12 protein-coding genes and 3 pseudogenes are annotated in these 14,481 nt (G+C 37.0%); 10 read left to right on the top strand and 5 right to left on the bottom strand.

Annotated elements, in window-relative coordinates; translation table 11 throughout:
* Positions 1-6: 6 nt before the first annotated feature.
* From MKY90_RS23765 to rpsD, 3 genes are all read right to left on the bottom strand, one after another.
* Positions 7-915, bottom strand: a complete 909-nt coding sequence (locus tag MKY90_RS23765) for a WXG100 family type VII secretion target (RefSeq protein ID WP_063218493.1) — start codon at positions 913-915, stop codon at positions 7-9.
* Between the two features lie 197 nt (positions 916-1,112).
* Positions 1,113-1,541 (bottom strand): GNAT family N-acetyltransferase, encoded by a 429-nt coding sequence (locus tag MKY90_RS23760; protein ID WP_098168539.1) that lies wholly within the window; start codon positions 1,539-1,541, stop codon positions 1,113-1,115.
* Positions 1,542-1,748: 207 nt separating this feature from the next.
* Complete coding sequence (gene rpsD / locus MKY90_RS23755; RefSeq protein WP_002015568.1) at positions 1,749-2,351, bottom strand: 30S ribosomal protein S4; 603 nt, start codon at positions 2,349-2,351, stop codon at positions 1,749-1,751.
* Positions 2,352-2,897: 546 nt separating this feature from the next.
* On the opposite strand from rpsD, the pseudogene MKY90_RS23750 reads away from it, so the two are divergent.
* Positions 2,898-4,010, top strand: a pseudogene (locus MKY90_RS23750) (RNA-guided endonuclease TnpB family protein).
* Positions 4,011-4,270: 260 nt separating this feature from the next.
* Positions 4,271-5,455, top strand: a complete 1,185-nt coding sequence (megL, locus tag MKY90_RS23745) for a methionine gamma-lyase (RefSeq protein WP_341092710.1) — start codon at positions 4,271-4,273, stop codon at positions 5,453-5,455.
* A 194-nt stretch (positions 5,456-5,649) separates the two neighbouring features.
* Here the strand turns inward: megL and MKY90_RS23740 are convergent, their stop codons facing one another.
* Positions 5,650-6,129 carry a GAF domain-containing protein gene (locus MKY90_RS23740; protein WP_063218490.1) on the bottom strand — a complete coding sequence of 160 codons (480 nt, stop codon included), beginning with the start codon at positions 6,127-6,129 and terminating at the stop codon, positions 5,650-5,652.
* Between the two features lie 147 nt (positions 6,130-6,276).
* Between MKY90_RS23740 and refZ the strand changes: the two genes are divergently transcribed.
* Complete coding sequence (gene refZ, locus MKY90_RS23735) at positions 6,277-6,915, top strand: forespore capture DNA-binding protein RefZ (RefSeq protein ID WP_044442170.1); 639 nt, start codon at positions 6,277-6,279, stop codon at positions 6,913-6,915.
* Between the two features lie 11 nt (positions 6,916-6,926).
* On the opposite strand, the pseudogene MKY90_RS30470 reads toward refZ, so the two are convergent.
* A pseudogene (locus tag MKY90_RS30470) lies at positions 6,927-7,055 on the bottom strand (EamA family transporter); the annotation flags it as partial.
* On the opposite strand from MKY90_RS30470, the pseudogene MKY90_RS23730 reads away from it, so the two are divergent.
* The 7 genes and pseudogenes from MKY90_RS23730 to MKY90_RS23700 form a co-directional block, all read left to right on the top strand.
* Positions 7,003-7,263, top strand: a pseudogene (locus MKY90_RS23730) (LysR substrate-binding domain-containing protein); the annotation flags it as partial. The pseudogenes MKY90_RS30470 and MKY90_RS23730 overlap by 53 nt on opposite strands.
* A gap of 248 nt (positions 7,264-7,511) precedes the next feature.
* The gene (ezrA, locus tag MKY90_RS23725) at positions 7,512-9,221 is read left to right on the top strand and encodes a septation ring formation regulator EzrA (RefSeq protein ID WP_063218489.1); all 1,710 of its coding nucleotides are present in this window, start codon (positions 7,512-7,514) and stop codon (positions 9,219-9,221) included.
* Between the two features lie 274 nt (positions 9,222-9,495).
* Positions 9,496-10,638: a cysteine desulfurase family protein gene (locus MKY90_RS23720; protein WP_002167571.1), complete on the top strand. Its 1,143-nt coding sequence runs from the start codon at positions 9,496-9,498 to the stop codon at positions 10,636-10,638.
* Between the two features lie 6 nt (positions 10,639-10,644).
* Positions 10,645-11,859 carry a tRNA uracil 4-sulfurtransferase ThiI gene (thiI, locus tag MKY90_RS23715; RefSeq protein ID WP_002067574.1) on the top strand — a complete coding sequence of 405 codons (1,215 nt, stop codon included), beginning with the start codon at positions 10,645-10,647 and terminating at the stop codon, positions 11,857-11,859.
* Positions 11,860-11,938: 79 nt separating this feature from the next.
* On the top strand, positions 11,939-12,133 hold the full coding sequence (locus MKY90_RS23710) for an alpha/beta-type small acid-soluble spore protein (protein WP_000168891.1): 195 nt from the start codon (positions 11,939-11,941) through the stop codon (positions 12,131-12,133).
* 221 nt (positions 12,134-12,354) lie between these two features.
* The gene (gene mbcS, locus MKY90_RS23705; protein WP_002167572.1) at positions 12,355-13,941 is read left to right on the top strand and encodes an acyl-CoA synthetase MbcS; all 1,587 of its coding nucleotides are present in this window, start codon (positions 12,355-12,357) and stop codon (positions 13,939-13,941) included.
* Between the two features lie 103 nt (positions 13,942-14,044).
* On the top strand, positions 14,045-14,476 hold the full coding sequence (locus MKY90_RS23700) for a VOC family protein (protein WP_003191807.1): 432 nt from the start codon (positions 14,045-14,047) through the stop codon (positions 14,474-14,476).
* The last annotated feature ends 5 nt before the right edge of the window (positions 14,477-14,481 follow it).

Here is a 14,481-nt window from a genome sequence, read left to right as displayed (position 1 = left end):
ATCCTCCTATTCTTTTTTTCGTATCACGTTAACTTTAGTGGGTGGGATTTCTTCGAGATATTCAAAAGGTGGCTTATTTTTACTTCTAATAACAGCGCCACTTTCTTCAATTTCAGGAAATGCTTTTTTCTGATTTTTGGTAAGTGGTGCTGTTGGCGATGATTTTAACTCAATTAATTCTATTTGACCATGTATGTCTTTCCCACCTATGTCTACACGGGTTCGAACACCTGATTTTGTCATTATAGTGACTTGATTATTTAATTCGAATTGTGCTTTCTCATTTTTTATAACTGTTTCCATTTCTTTTTCAAATGCTTTTCCGACTTTTATATTTGTATCTAAAGTTTTTCTTTGTTTTTCTAGTTTTGTTGCTGCATCTATTGTATTTGCAACCTTTTTACCTGATTTTAATATTTTAACACCTTTACCAATCGGTGTGATACCAGCTACTAACATTAGTCCTGCTGCACCACGTTCCCATGCTGAAAGTGTTTCGCCAGTGTCAGGATCTACACCCTCTATCAAACGCCTTGCATCATATTCTCCGGTCAATTCTCCGGCTATATCACGAGCTAATTTCCCGCCATCAATTCCTTTTTCTCCAGAAGATTTCCCACAAAATGCACCCTCTTCTAGTGTAACTTCTTGACTATCAGCTTTACGGAATTTTTCAGCAGCCTTTTCGAGTTCTTCAGCAATTTTATCAAATTCCATTAAGACGGTGAACATTTTCGGTTTAGCTTCGTTAAAATTTTGGTAGAAGCGTTGACTAGTTGCTCCACTCCACATTGAAGCTATATACTCAGTTTGAGTGTATAAATCTTGATGTAATTGATATAAGTAGTTTCGTGAATTTCTCACAGTTTTTGCCACCTGTTCTAACTCTTCAGGTGTCACCTTTATTTCCGCCATGTCATCCCTTCTTTTTCTAATATTTTACAAGAAAATTATACCATATTGATAATTTTCTGTTAGAGGGATTTTGGGTAAAATCTAGTATGGCTCTTTATTATGTATTGGATGTAGAAGGAGCCCGTGATATTAGATAATTCACCAAATAAAAAAAGTGAACGATTATGAAAAATATTCGTTCACTTTTATTTTACTCTTTATAAATGTAATTCATAATTTCCATCAGTATTATCTGGCTTTCTAAATATTTCCTCGTATAAACTAACCTTTTTTGAAAAACCATTTTTTAATGCAAAATGGTAACCTTCTTCAGTTATAACTTCTTGTAATACTAAGCGCTTGAATCCCTTTTCCTTTGCGAATTCCTTAAACCATTCAAGAACAATACTGCCTTTACCTTGATTACTTGGGGTAATACTTATAGAAGTAATCGCCAAGTGTGGATCGGGAACAAATTCGCTTCTAAGATTAATTGTGACCATAGATTCTTTAGAAGAAATAATTAAAGCGTATTTAGAAAAATTTTCAATGAATTCTATTTCGTCTTGTACTAATTCGTCTAATAGCATTTTTAATTTTTGAAAGTCTTGTGCGTGAAGAGGAATCTTAGTAAATTTTTCTTTCAAAATAAGTAACTCCTTCTATCATCTGTTTTTTACACTTATCCATTACTATACACACGCCAGCCTTTTTTATTGTGGCCCCAAACTGGCCCCAATTCCATTCTTTTTTATGCCTTATCTTGCATTATTAAATAAAATAAAAAAAGCCCAGGCCCCTTGATAAACAAGGTTCCTAAGGCTTTTAATAATACTCTTTTCAGAGTACCGAGATTAACGAGAGTAGAACTCTACGATTAATGCTTCGTTGATTTCAGCTGCTAACTCAGAACGCTCAGCGTGACGAGTGTAAGTAGCTTCTAACTTATCAGCATCGAAAGTTAAGTATTCTGGTACGAAGTTGTTAACTTCGATCGCTTCTTTAACAACAACAAGGCTGTTAGATTTTTCGCGAACGCTGATAGTTTGGTTAGGTTTAACGCGGTAAGATGGGATATCTACGCGAGCGCCATCAACCGTGATGTGACCGTGGTTTACTAATTGGCGAGCTGCACGACGAGTGCGAGCTAAGCCCATGCGGTAAACTAGGTTGTCAAGACGAGCTTCAAGAAGGATCATGAAGTTTTCGCCGTGCTTACCAGGCATTTTACCTGCTTGGTCAAATGTGCGACGGAATTGACGCTCAGTCATGCCGTACATGTGACGAAGTTTTTGTTTCTCTTGTAATTGTAAACCGTATTCTGAAAGTTTCTTACGTTGGTTAGGACCGTGAGGACCTGGTGCGTAAGGGCGTTTTTCTAATTCTTTTCCTGTGCCGCTTAGAGAGATTCCAAGACGACGAGACAGTTTCCATGCTGGACCTGTATAACGAGCCATAGTTGACTCCTCCTTTAAAAATGTTTTTATTTTCGTAAAATAAAAACAGACGTAATCGATATTTACGGGTATTTTGTTTTCATGTACCTTCGCTCCAGCAGCAGGGAGTTACGAGATACACCTCCGCAGAGGAACAAAATACAAACGATAAACTCACATTACAAGGCTGCCTTTTTATTTTACACAAACGCTATTATATCTTTTACTTACAGTTTCGTCAAGAGACTCCCTTTTTGTTTTATGCAGATAAATTTTGGAAATGAACAAGAAGGAATTTAACGTATTATCAAAAAGAAGTCTCTTTCTCAAGCGCCTGAAGGATGATAGTCCAACGGCAGGTGGGAGATGAATTCTGGATTGTAATAATCAGAAAAATTTGTTTTTTTATTCATTTAACTTCTGATATAATCAGTCTTATAAGAGGTAAAGTTTGGTATAACAATGAAATTAGATAATAATAATGCAGTGTTCATGTTGTGTTATCACCGCCACAGATAAAGTAGAACCGTTTATGGGAAATCAAGGCGAAAAGTGAGATGAACTAATATGACAAAGCGTAATAAGGCGTACAAATTTCGTCTGTATCCAACAGAAGAACAAGCAAATCTGATACGTAAAACTTTTGGGTGTGTACGCTTTTTGTATAACAAAATGCTGACTGAATGGAAAGAAGTATATGAAAAGTACAAAGAGAACAAGGAAGAACTAAAGAAACAAAAATTGTCTACTCCTGCGAAATACAAAGTAGAGTATGAATGGTTGAAAGAAGTCGATTCATTAGCGTTAGCAAATGCTTAACTAAACTTGCAAACCGCGTATAAGAATTTTTTTAGTGGTCAAAATGATTTTCCTACATTCAAAAGTAAAAAAAGTAGAAAATCCTACACAACGAATATGGTAAACGGAAATATTATGTTATTTCATGGTTATATCAAATTACCGAAACTGAAAATGGTGCGACTGAAGCAACATAGAGAGATACCACAAAAACATATCATCAAATCATGCACGATTTCGATGACACCAACTGGTAAATATTACGTGTCTGTCTTGACTGAATATGAAAAGGAAATCGTTCAAAAAGAAGTAGAAAGTGTGATTGGATTAGACTTCGCAATGGCTGAATTGTACGTGAGTAGCGAAGATGAGAAAGCCAATTATCCTCGTTTTTATCGTCAGATGTTAGGTCAATTAGCAAGCGCACAACGAGTATTAGCAAGACGTGTGAAAGGTTCAGCACGCTTTAATAAACAACGCATCCGTGTAGCAAAGTTGCATGAAAAGGTCGCAAATCAACGTAAAAATTTCCTTCATCACAAGTCTAGAGAATTGGCCACTCATTTTGACGTTGTAGCAATAGAAGACTTAAATATAAAAGGAATGTCACGAGCACTTCGCTTGGGTAAAAGTGTTGCGGACAACGGTTGGAGGATGTTCACGACATTTTTAGCATATAAGCTACAAGAACAAGGAAAACAGCTTGTAAAAATAGATAAATGGTTTCCTTCTACAAAGATGTGTAGTCGTTGTGGAAACAGAAAAGAAATATCATTATCTGAACGCACGTATGAGTGTTCGTGTGGACTAAAAATAAGTCGTGACTATAACGCAGCTATCAATATCAAAAAGAAAGCCATACGGTTATTAGCGTGGATATAAATAGTAAGAAACAACCTTTGGAACAAGGGGGATAGCTCGGCTGTCCTAAGACAAATTCGTTAGCTATCAAAAGTAACGAGTAACCGAGAAGCCCTCACTTCAAGTAAGCTCGCAAGAGATGCTAAGTGGTGGGTAGTTCACAACAATATAAAAGAAAAGATAGAAACACAAATAAAACGCTTACATAAAATGTAGTGAAAACGTTCATCAGTTTTTTACTGGTGGATATGTGGAAATAAAGACATAAGGGGGATGTTTTTATGAAAAAGAAGCATATGGAGACAGCGTTAATTCATCACGGTTATACATCAGAGGAACATAAAGGAAGTTTAACACCACCTTTATTTCAAACTTCTACATTTACGTTTGAGACAGCACAGCAAGGAGAAGCGAGTTTTGCGGGAGAAGATCCATCTTATATTTATTCAAGGCTTGGGAATCCAACTGTGAGATTATTTGAAGAACGTATGGCTGTTTTAGAAGGTGGAGAGGAAGCGCTGGCGTTCGGTTCAGGTATGGCAGCCATTTCAGCAACGTTAATCGGTTTTCTAAAGGCTGGAGATCATATTATTTGTTCAAATGGATTATATGGATGTACGTACGGTTTTTTAGAAGTATTAGAAGAGAAATTTATGATTACTCATTCGTTTTGTGATATGGAGACAGGGACTGATATTGAAAATAAAATTCGTCCAAATACAAAGCTCATTTTCGTTGAAACACCGATTAATCCAACGATGAAATTAATTGATTTAGAAAAGGTAATCGGGGTAGCGAAGCGCAATGATTTGCTTGTTATTGTTGATAATACGTTTTGTTCGCCTTATTTACAAAGACCTCTTGAACTTGGTTGTGACGCCGTCGTTCACAGTGCGACAAAATATATTGGTGGTCACGGGGATGTTGTAGCGGGTGTAACAATTTGTAGAACGAAAACGTTAGCTGACAAAATCCGTCCGATGCGAAAAGATATCGGCGGTATTATGGCGCCGTTTGACGCGTGGTTATTGTTACGCGGATTAAAAACATTAGCAGTAAGAATGGATCGTCATTGTGATAATGCGGAAAAAATTGTATCGTTTTTGAAAAATCATGAAGCAGTAGAAGGTGTTTGGTATCCGGAGGGAGAATTAGCATCTCGGCAAATGAAACGAGGTGGGGGCGTTATTTCTTTTTCAATTAAAGGCGTGAAAGAGGAAACACAGTCGTTTATCAATGACCTCCATTTTATTACAATTGCCGTAAGTTTAGGTGATACAGAAACGTTAATTCAGCATCCAGCGACGATGACACATGCAGCTATTCCGGCTGAACTAAGAAAAGAAATGGGTATTTTTGATAATTTAATACGCCTATCTGTCGGCTTAGAATCATGGGAAGATATCGTTTCTGATTTAGAACAGGCACTAAAGAAGATATCTACTGTTAGTAAATCAATAAAGTGAAACTTTAATCAGTGGGGGTTTTGTCCATCCCCCGCTGATTAAAAGCCCTCACCAATCGGGATTTTACGGGCAGTTATCTCCCACCTAACTTCCTTGTATTCACCGAATTTACTGCCCGTTAATGCGGGATAAAAAAGAGTGAGCTATCGGTTTCGTACGTTACGTACGTAATCGATAGCTCACTCTTTTCTTTATTAAATATGTTTTAGGAGTGTTTCCACAAACTTTTCTAAATAGTGCTGATCTACTTCATCGAAACGATTTTTTTCAGGACTATCAATATCAAGCACACCCATGATATTTCCTTCTTTCATAATCGGTACAACGATTTCAGAATTAGAGGCACTATCGCAAGCTATATGTCCTGGGAATTGGTGAACATCTGCTACAAGTTGCGTTGTTTTTGTTTCAGCTGCAACGCCGCAAACACCACGTCCGAACGGAATACGCACGCAAGCTGGCATCCCTTGGAATGGTCCAAGAACAAGCTGATTTCCTTCTGTTACATAAAAGCCAACCCAATTAACGCGATCTAAAAATTGATTTAATAGTGCGGACGCATTTGATAAGTTTGCGATTACGTTCGGTTCGCCAGTTAATAATGCATCCAGTTGTTTAATTACTGTCTCATATTGCTCTTCACGAGATCCTGCATAACTTTCTTTTGTAAACATGGAAACAACTCCCTTTTTAGCGAGATATGTAAAATGATAGCAAAATACGATGTATTTCACATGACTTTGTCGATAGAAAATTAAAGGAATTTGTCTTAAAAGTCAAGAAATTTAAACTATAGCTGTTCAGTGAGAGGAAGTGAGCGCATGAAACAGACGAAACAAAAAGTAATTGATGCGGCAATATCGTTGTTTAATACGAAAGGCTATGACGGGACATCAGTGCGAGACATTGCAAAGCGAGCGGATGTGAATGTAGCGAATATTTCATATTATTTTGCTGGAAAGCAAGGGTTATTAGAACAGCTTATTACTGATTTTTTAGAAGGATATATTCACGTAATTGAAACGTCATTTGAACAGAGAGAATATTTATCGGCTAAAGATGTGATGGTGCAAATGGTGCGCGGGATTTTACGATATCAATTTGATAATAGAGAACTGACACGTTTTTTTTATAGAGAGCTTTCGCTTGATACGACATTAATTCGTGAAGTGATGACCGTTTATTTTTCTAGAGAAAGATATTATATAGAGCAAATCATTAAACAAGGACAAATGAAGCAAGAATTTAAAAAAATATCTTTTACAATGTTTATGACGCAATTAAAAGGCATGATAAATATGCCGTTTTTATATCCACAATATATATCAGAGGTGCTACACTCATTTCCGTCTGAGACGTTTTTCTTAGAAATGTATACGAAGGAAATTGAGCAATGGATGGAACGAACATTATATAAAGCGAGTATGTATTATGAACTACCAAGAGCTGTTCATATGTGAAAAATCCCCACCTAACGAACTGAGGTGGGGATTTTTATATGTTGTTTTCTTTGCCATAAATTGTTGCATACTAGCGCAATAATTGTTAATGAACAGCTAATTGTATACCCAGAAATATGTGATGTAAGGAAAATGGTTATGAATGTGTTTCAATGTATGGGCGCGAAACCAATAATTGCGATGGTAGGAGCTGGACTTGGTATAACATTGCTTCCGGAAACCGCTTTACAGTAAGCCGTAATGCAAGGTAACGTACGTGCGATTTCTGTAGAACCACCACTAATGCGAAAGATTTATTTCGTCTCTCATATGAAAGAGAGCTCGTTATCCTGCATTAACTGCCCGTAAAAGTCTTACCTTTATTGCATTCATTTGAGGACGGATAATGGAATAAGTGTAATATTAAGAAATATTACAATCACATGTAAAGAAACATGAAATTTTAAAAAAAACTAGGTCAAAAACACGTCATTACATGGTATGATTAGAACATTGTTAGTTGTTAAATATAGGGGAATTCCCTTTTTATACATAATGCCTTCCATTTCATAAACGGAACGGACAAAAAAAGAGATATAACTAGGAGGCTTTTTTGCATGGATTCTATCCTGACGATCGTTATCATTGTAGTAAGCTCTATTCTAGTGCTGCTCATGATAGAGCTTGTGATAAGAAATCGTTCATATAAAGATATTGAAGCACTGGAGCAGTGGAAACAAGAGATAAAAGATAAACCTGTGGCAGATGAACTAAAGCGGGTAAAAGATTTAAATATGACAGGTCAAACAGAAGAGCTGTTTGGTAAATGGCGTGAAGAGTGGGATGAAATTGTATCAACAACTCTTCCGAAAGCTGAAAAAGATTTAGGGCAAGCGCGAAAATTCGCCTCGCAATTCTCCTTCCGCAAAGCAAAGCATGCGATGAAAGAATCCATAGGTGGTTTAGATGACGCTGATAATCGTATTACAGACATTTTAAATGAATTACAGCAACTGTTAGAAAGCCATGAGAAAAATAGCGCGGAAATTGAAGGGTTACGTGATACATATCGTAGTATGAAAAAGAGCGTTCTTGCTCATCGACACATGTATGGAGCAGCTGAGCAAAAAATTGAAGAGATGTTAGATGTTGAATCCGAGAAGTTCAAAACTTTTGAAGAGGCAACAGATAATGGTGATTATTTAAAAGCGAGAGAAATTGTTATTAGTTTAGAAGAAGGTTTAGCAAGTTTAGAAATCGTTATTCATCAAATTCCGGATTTATTGGTAGAGTGTCAAGCGACATTACCAGTTCAGCTGGAAGATTTATTACAAGGTCATGATGATATGATAAGACAAGGCTATGTATTAGAGTATTTGGAAATCCCTAAAGAAGTCCGCGATATGACGACACAACTACACACATGTTTAATGGATATACAGGAACTTCATGTAACAGAAGCAGCAGAAAAAGTAGAGAACTTAAAAACTCGTTTAGACAGTTTTTATGATCAACTTGAACAAGAAGTGCATGCGAAACATTATGTGGAGCAAAAAACACTGTCTGTTTATGAAGATTTAGAAGAAATTCGTACAGAAACAATTGAAACGAAAATAGAAACACAACTTGTGAAACAAAGTTATCAATTACAAGACAAAGATATTGAGTCACAAAAAGTAATTGAAAAGCAAATGCATATTTTAATGAAACGTTTTGAAGTGTTACAAATACGCGTTGCTGAACAAGATATTGCATTCTCTATTATTCGTGAGGAACTAGAAGAGGTTTATGAGCAATGTGAAACTTTAAAAGTACTTCATGCAGAATATAAAGAAATGCTGCAAACGATGCGCAAAGAAGAATTTGAAGCACGTGAGAAGTTACAAGAAATGCGAAATACAATTTTTGAGACGAAACGTTTTATGCAAAAGTCGAATTTACCAGGTCTTCCAGAGAGTATTATGGAAGATTTACAAAAAGGGCAAATGGCGATGCAGGCTGTATATGAGCAATTAGAAGTAAAGCCGTTAAATATGAATACTGTAAATAGCAGTTTAGAAGAAGCATACACAGTTGTGAATGGTGTATCTGAAATGACAGAAGAATTAATTGGACAAGCTTATTTAGTTGAAAAACTAATTCAATACGGTAACCGATACCGCAGTCATGATGAGAATCTTGCAGAAAGCTTAAATTATGCGGAGAAATTATTCCGTGAATATCAATACGATGCAGCTTTAGAACAAGCGGCTTCTATATTAGAGCAACTTGAACCTGGTGTTGTTCAAAAAATAGCTGAATATGTAGACAATGAGCAAACCCTTTAATAAAGGGTTTGTTTTTTTGTGTAATTTTGAAGTCGATGTTGCTATAATGAATAGCGGAATACAGTAAGGTTGTTCGTTTCAAAATAAAGTGAAACCATAAGTGATGGGGTTTCATCCACCACTGATTATTAATCTTCACCACTCAGTATGCCTGCAAATGGCCGGGGGAAATGTACACTTTTATATAAAAACGGAACCTTTGAGTAGTCTTAGCGTAATTACACGTATTTGTGATATGATTATATGATGTGATAGCGCTGAAAGGGGAAGAACGATGATCTATTTTGATAATAGTGCGACGACGAAGCCATATCCAGAAGCGCTTCAATCGTACGTAACGGTTGCAGGGAAATATTTTGGTAATCCTTCTTCTATCCACTCGCTTGGAGGAGAGGCAGAGCGTCTATTAACACAATCGAGAACGATTGCGGCACAGCTCCTTCACGTTAAACCTTCTGAAATTATTTTCACATCAGGTGGAACGGAAGGGAATAACCTTGCGATTAAAGGGATAGCGATGAGGAATCGTTCGCGCGGCAAACATATCATTACAACAAATATTGAACACGCGTCTGTGTTTGAAGCATATAAACAATTAGAAGATCTCGGTTTTGATGTAACGTATTTACCGGTTAACGAGCACGGTGTTGTATCGGTAGAAGATCTAAAACGAGCACTTCGTGAAGATACGATTCTTGTGTCAATTATTCACGTGAACAACGAGACTGGAGCGATTCAGCCCGTTGCTGAAATTGGAACATTATTAACGAACTATCCGAAAATAAGATTCCACGTGGACCATGTACAAGGGATAGGAAAAGTACCACTTGATTTATACGCTTCTCATATTGACCTTTGTTCAATATCTGGACATAAATTTCATAGCGTAAAGGGGACAGGTCTTCTTTACGTACGTGATGGTGTAAGATTAGATCCAATCTTATCAGGTGGTCAACAAGAGCTCAAGTATCGTTCAGGTACAGAAAATTTACCTGGTATTGTAGCGATGGTGAAAGCACTTCGTATGACGATGGAACAAGTGAAAGAAAAGATAGTTCATTTGCAAAATTTACAAACAGAGCTGGTCCGTTTCTTTAAAGAGATGGAAACTGTAACGATTAATACATCACTTGAATATGCGGCACCGCACATTTTAAATGTATCATTTGTCGGTTTAAAACCAGAAGTAGTCGTTCATGCTTTAGAAGAGCATGGTGTATATGTATCGACGAAGTCTGCTTGTTCTTCAAAAGCAAATGAAGTGAGCAGAGTACTAGTGGCAATGGGAGTACCGCACGCCGCAGCTACAAGTGCAATTCGCATTAGTCTAGCACCAGACAACACGATGGAAGAAGTAAAACAATTTGAAGGTATTGTTAAAGAGACGATGCCAAAATTATATGAAGTGATGAGGTAAAGAAATATGATGACATATGAATATATTTTAGTTCGTTATGGAGAAATGACGACAAAAGGAAAGAACCGTTCTAAGTTTGTAAGTACGTTAAAAGATAATGTGAAATTCAAATTAAAAAAATTCCCAAACATTAAAATTGATGCAACACATGATCGTATGTACATTCAGTTAAATGGTGAAGACCATGAAGCAATTTCTGAAAGATTGAAAGATGTATTTGGTATTCATAAGTTTAACTTAGCAATGAAAGTACCATCAGAATTAGAAGATATTAAAAAAGGTGCATTAGCAGCTTTCTTACAAGTAAAAGGTGATGTGAAAACATTTAAAATTACAGTGCACCGCTCTGATAAGCGCTTCCCAATGAAGACGATGGAGTTACTTCCAGAAATCGGTGGGCACATTTTAGAAAATACAGAGGATATCACAGTAGATGTTCATAATCCAGATGTGAATGTACGTATAGAAATTCGCAGTGGTTACAGCTATATTATGTGTGGTGAGCACATGGGAGCTGGCGGTTTACCAGTTGGTGTTGGCGGAAAAGTAATGGTACTTCTTTCTGGTGGTATCGATAGCCCGGTAGCAACTTACTTAACGATGAAACGCGGCGTATCTGTGGAAGCAGTTCACTTCCATAGTCCACCTTTCACAAGCGAGCGCGCGAAACAAAAAGTAATCGATTTAGCACAAGAGTTAACGAAATACTGTAAACGTGTAACACTTCACCTTGTTCCATTTACTGAAGTGCAAAAAACGATTAATAAAGAAATTCCATCTAGCTATTCTATGACAGTTATGCGTCGTATGATGATGCGTATTACAGAGCGTATTGCAGAGGAGCGTAATGCACTTGCAATTACGACTGGTGAAAGTCTTGGACAAGTAGCGAGCCAAACGTTAGATAGTATGCATACGATTAACGAAGTGACAAACTATCCTGTTATTCGTCCGCTTATTACGATGGATAAATTAGAAATTATTAAAATTGCAAAAGAAATTGGAACGTATGATATTTCAATTCGTCCATATGAAGACTGCTGTACAGTATTTACACCAGCAAGTCCATCGACGAAACCGAAGCGTGAGAAAGCAAATCGTTTTGAAGCGAAGTACGATTTCGCGCCGTTAATTGAAGAGGCTGTAGCGAACAAAGAAACAATGGTATTACAAACAGTAGAAGTAGTGGCTGAAGAAGAAAAATTCGAAGAACTTTTCTAAACCCATAAATTACCACATTCAAATGTGCATGAAGTCATGTTGTTTATCACACTCTATACTCACAAGGAGGTGATACAACATGGCAAGCACAAATAAATTAGCAGTATCTGGTGCTCAAGCAGCATTAGATCAAATGAAATACGAAATCGCTCAAGAGTTTGGTGTTCAACTTGGAGCTGATGCAACATCTCGCGCTAACGGATCTGTTGGTGGCGAAATTACTAAACGTCTAGTTTCACTAGCTGAGCAACAATTAGGCGGTTACCAAAAATAATCCCATATACGATGGCTTAGAAAGAGCGGGTTCTCCCGCTCTTTCTTTTTGTCGTTTTCGTCGTTATTTGCCGGTGAATCGTTATATTAAAAACATCGTCGCTATACATTCATACATCATTTCGACATAAATATAAAAAAATTGTCAAAAGAAGAGGGTTCAAAATTTACTGAAAATTCTTTATTATATAAGGGAGGCATAGAAATAAAGGAGGATGTTATATGAAGAGAGAGGAATTGTTAGCGCCGCCGTCTTATAATTTAGTTTCGGAAATAGAGAAATATACGAGTGATAAAGAGAAGCTTGCTTTAATTTGGCAAGATGATAAAGGGAATAGACGAGAGATTACATATTTTGAATTAATGCAAGGTGCGAATAAAATTGGAAACGCTTTTATAAAAAGTGGCTTACAAAAAGGGGACAAGCTCCTTATTATGATGCCGCGCTTAATTGAAGCTTACATGACGTATATTGCTGCGATTAAAGCAGGATTTGTCGTTATTCCAAGCTCAGAAATGTTGCGTAAAAAAGATATTGAGTACCGTATTGGGCACGGAGAAGTGAAAGCAATTGTAAGTTACGAACCGTATATTGGACAATTCGACGGCGTAGAAGCGGTGGAATCTCTTCAAAAATTCGTTTTGAGCGAGCGTTCAGTAGATGGATGGACGAATTTAAAAACAGCATTAGAAACGGAAAGTGATACGTTAGAAATGGCGAAGACGGATAAAGAAGATATGGTCTTTTTATCTTATACGTCAGGGACGACAGGAAATCCAAAAGGAGTTGTTCATACGCATGCATGGGCATACGCTCATTTACGTACAAGCGCCCCGAACTGGCTCGGAATCGAAGAAGAAGATGTTGTATGGGCAACGGCTAGTCCAGGTTGGCAAAAATGGATTTGGAGCCCGTTTGTAGCGACTCTCGGTTCAGGTGCAACAGGATTTGTATACAATGGTAAGTTTGAACCAAAAACGTATTTAAATTTATTAGGCGATAATAAGGTGAATGTGCTTTGTTGTACGCCGACTGAGTATAGATTAATGGCAAAGGTAGAAAATTTAAGTGAGTACAATTTAGAAGCGTTACATAGCGCTGTATCAGCTGGTGAGCCGTTAAACAGGGAAGTTATTGAAACGTTCCAAAGGCATTTTGATATTACGGTAAGAGACGGTTATGGGCAAACGGAAAACACATTACTCGTTGGGATAATGAAAGGGATGGACATTAGACCAGGATCAATGGGAAAACCGACGCCAGGAAACCATGTTGATATCGTAAATGAAGAAGGAACTCCTGTACAGGTAGGAGAAGTTGGTGATATTGCAGTTCACATTGAAACACCAGCACTCTTTAAACAATATTATAAAGACGATGAGCGCACAGCGATGCAATTCCGCGGTGATTATTATATTACCGGTGATAAAGCGAAAAAAGATGAAGAAGGCTATTTTTGGTTTGAAGGTCGCGGTGATGATATTATTATTAGCTCTGGTTATACAATCGGACCGTTTGAAGTCGAAGATGCACTTGTAAAACATCCATATGTAAGAGAATGTGCGGTTGTCGCAAGCCCTGATGAAATTCGCGGAAGTGTCGTGAAGGCATTTATCGTATTAAGAGAGAATATAGACAAGAACGAAGAAACATTAATTCCAGTGCTCCAACAACACGTCAAAGAATTGACTGCACCATATAAATACCCTCGCAAAATTGAATTTGTAGATGAACTACCAAAAACGATTTCCGGAAAAATTCGCCGTATTGAACTTAGAAAACAAGAGATGGAGCTGCCTTCAAAATAATTTTGAAAATAGTGAAGTAAATAGTTGAATGAAATGTTAAATGTATGATATTATAAAAACGAACATAAGTTCTATTTTATAAATTGAAAAAAGAGGTGTCCGTATGATTTTAGGTATTAATCCGTACTTAGTTTTAGATGGTGGTGGGCAAGAGGCTGTACAGCTTTATAAAGAGGCGTTAGACGCAAAAGTAGAAGTAATGCAAACTTTTGGTGAGATGCCTGAAAATCCAGAATACCCAATTCCAGCTGAAGCGAAAGAGCGCGTTGCACATGCTCATTTGAAAATTGGTAATACGGAACTTATGATTTCTGATACATTCCCAGGTCAGGGGCATACGATTGGATCTCAAGTGACAATTGCAGTTCGAATTAGTAATGCAGAAAAAGCGAAAGAAGTATTCGATAAGTTACAAGAAGGTGGAGAAGTTATTATGCCACTTCAAGAAACTTTCTGGAGCCCAGCTTACGGACAAGTAAAAGATAAATTTAGCATTGAATGGCAAATTACAACGAATCCTACTGAACAAAATTAATTTTT

The organism is Bacillus sp. FSL P2-0099 (assembly GCF_038007445.1).
In the GTDB taxonomy this organism is placed as follows: Bacteria; Bacillota; Bacilli; order Bacillales; family Bacillaceae_G; genus Bacillus_A; species Bacillus_A mycoides.
Note: the sequence above shows the minus strand (reverse complement) of the source record. Positions and strands in the feature narration are given on the sequence as shown.

What these genes read in the sequence shown, in the direction of transcription:
- MKY90_RS23765 (WP_063218493.1), bottom strand. Translation starts at nt 915, where the DNA reads ATGGCGGAAATAAAGGTGACACCTGAAGAGTTAGAACAGGTGGCAAAA.
- rpsD (WP_002015568.1), bottom strand. Translation starts at nt 2,351, where the DNA reads ATGGCTCGTTATACAGGTCCAGCATGGAAACTGTCTCGTCGTCTTGGA.
- megL (WP_341092710.1), top strand. Translation starts at nt 4,271, where the DNA reads ATGAAAAAGAAGCATATGGAGACAGCGTTAATTCATCACGGTTATACA.
- MKY90_RS23740 (WP_063218490.1), bottom strand. Translation starts at nt 6,129, where the DNA reads ATGTTTACAAAAGAAAGTTATGCAGGATCTCGTGAAGAGCAATATGAG.
- refZ (WP_044442170.1), top strand. Translation starts at nt 6,277, where the DNA reads ATGAAACAGACGAAACAAAAAGTAATTGATGCGGCAATATCGTTGTTT.
- ezrA (WP_063218489.1), top strand. Translation starts at nt 7,512, where the DNA reads ATGGATTCTATCCTGACGATCGTTATCATTGTAGTAAGCTCTATTCTA.
- MKY90_RS23720 (WP_002167571.1), top strand. Translation starts at nt 9,496, where the DNA reads ATGATCTATTTTGATAATAGTGCGACGACGAAGCCATATCCAGAAGCG.
- thiI (WP_002067574.1), top strand. Translation starts at nt 10,645, where the DNA reads ATGATGACATATGAATATATTTTAGTTCGTTATGGAGAAATGACGACA.
- MKY90_RS23710 (WP_000168891.1), top strand. Translation starts at nt 11,939, where the DNA reads ATGGCAAGCACAAATAAATTAGCAGTATCTGGTGCTCAAGCAGCATTA.
- mbcS (WP_002167572.1), top strand. Translation starts at nt 12,355, where the DNA reads ATGAAGAGAGAGGAATTGTTAGCGCCGCCGTCTTATAATTTAGTTTCG.
- MKY90_RS23700 (WP_003191807.1), top strand. Translation starts at nt 14,045, where the DNA reads ATGATTTTAGGTATTAATCCGTACTTAGTTTTAGATGGTGGTGGGCAA.